The following is a 1,932-nucleotide window of genomic DNA, read 5'->3' as shown; positions in this document are numbered from 1 at the left end:
TGGAGTGGGAGCGGGGGCATTGCCGCGAAAGAGAGGCGAGGTCATGAAGCTGCCACTGGACGGGAAGACGAGTCTCCGGTAAGCACAGCTCAGTAGTTGGCGAAGGGCCGTGTCTCTTGCGATCCGAGCGTTGGCAAACGGCATGGCGGCGCCTTGGCACGACAGTCTCTTGAGCCTAATTCGGTATTGGCGGGGCGGTTTGACATTACCCCTGCGGGAAGCCATAGAATCGTCAATCAATAGGGGATCCAAGCAGCATAGTGCTGTAACAGAGCGATGGGCTTCTTGAAAAGGAGTGGATAACGTGAAAAAGGACCCGGGGTTTGTGCATCCCTATATGCCCAATAGCGTCCCTGCCATTAAGAAAGCCATGCTGGACGAGATTGGAGTCGAGAGCGTGGAGGCCATCTACAAGAGTTTGATCCCTGACGATCTTCTGTACAAGGAGCGCCTGGACCTGCCGGAACCTATCGGAAGCGAGTACGAGTTGAAGAGGCACGTCATGGGCATCCTGAACAAAAACGTTACGACGGACGAGTACATCAGTTTTCTTGGTGCAGGATGCTACAGGCACCAGGTCCCCGCCCTCTGCGACGAGATCAACTCAAGGGGCGAATTCTTGACGGCCTATTGTGGAGACACGTATTCGGATCACGGAAAAATGCAGGCGATCTTTGAATATTGCAGCATGATGGGGGAACTGCTCGATGCGGAAGTGGTTAGCTATACCACTTACGACGCATCGCAATCCGTCGCTTCGTCGCTGCGTATGGCGCTCCGCATCAAGGAAGCCGAAGGGCGTTCCAAGGATACGCTTTTGATCCCTTCTACGATGAACCCTGAGATCGTCTCTCAGGTCACCCAGTACGTCGGAAGGTCGATTAAAATTATTAAGGTGGAGTGTGACAAAAAGTCCGGCCTCATGGATTTAGCGGACCTCTCCGCGAAGCTGAAGGAGAACAAGACGGCGGCTGTCTTCTATGAAAACCCCTCCTATCTGGGCTTTTTTGAAACGCAGGCGGAGGGCATTGCGGACAGGGCTCATCAATACGATGCCTTGTGTGTCGCTCAGCCGGAAACCGCTTCGCTCGGCATCGTAGAGAGCCCCTTGAACCTGGGGGCGGACCTGGTTTGCGGGGATATCCAGCCGTTGGGGATGCACGTGCAGTTTGGAGGCGGTCAGGCGGGCTTCATCGCCTGTCAGCAGAAACAGGAATATGTCGAACAGTTCCCAACGTATATGTACGGTATTGCAAAGACGAAGCAGGAAGGACGATTTGGCTGGGGACGGGCGATGAACTATCGCTGTTCGCACGGCAGCCGCGAGAACGCCAATGAGTACTTTGGCACCGAAACAGGGCTTTGGGCGATCACTGCCGCCGTTTATCTGGCCAGCATGGGGCCGAAGGGCATGTATGAGCTTGGAGAATCCATCGTTCAAAAGACGAAGTACGCCATCTTGGACTTGAGCGAAGTTCAGGGCCTTAAGGTCAACTTGTTCGGAGGCGCGAACTTTCAGGAGTTTGTCGTTAATTTTGATGAGACGGGAAAAAGCGTTGCCGAGATCAACGGGGCGCTGCTGGAGAAGGGGATATTCGGTGGCAAGGACCTCAGCGGCGACTTCCCACAACTCGGCCAGAGCGCGCTTTATTGCATCTCGGAGCTGACTTCGGAGGAAGACGTGCAGGCCTTAAAGTCGGCTCTTGCTGAGATCGCACGGAGGTAGGGAAGAATGGGCAAATTCAGGAGAAACAGGGACTTTCATGAAGCGCGGTGGGATGAACCCATTATCCTGGAGTTGGGCAATCGGGGAGAACGCGGTATCCTCATCCCGCAGGCCTCGGAACATGTCAGGGATAAAGCGGGGCGCGTCGAGGATCTGGTGCCGGAGCGCCTGAGGAGAAAGAGCGCTCCCGCCCTTCCGGAAATGTC

The 1,932-nt window shown here is 55.3% G+C and carries 1 protein-coding gene and 1 pseudogene; both read left to right on the top strand.

Going from position 1 to position 1,932, the window contains the following annotated elements; genetic code table 11:
* Window positions 1-337: 337 nt before the first annotated feature.
* Entirely contained in the window at window positions 338-1,726 is a 1,389-nt protein-coding gene (gene gcvPA, locus SY1_RS03435; RefSeq protein ID WP_208873966.1) for an aminomethyl-transferring glycine dehydrogenase subunit GcvPA, read from the top strand.
* A gap of 6 nt (window positions 1,727-1,732) precedes the next feature.
* Window positions 1,733-1,932: pseudogene (locus tag SY1_RS03430) on the top strand (aminomethyl-transferring glycine dehydrogenase subunit GcvPB); the annotation flags it as partial.

The organism is Fretibacterium fastidiosum (assembly GCF_000210715.1).
Taxonomy (GTDB): Bacteria; Synergistota; Synergistia; order Synergistales; family Aminobacteriaceae; genus Fretibacterium; species Fretibacterium fastidiosum.
This window is presented reverse-complemented; position numbering and strand designations above follow the sequence as displayed.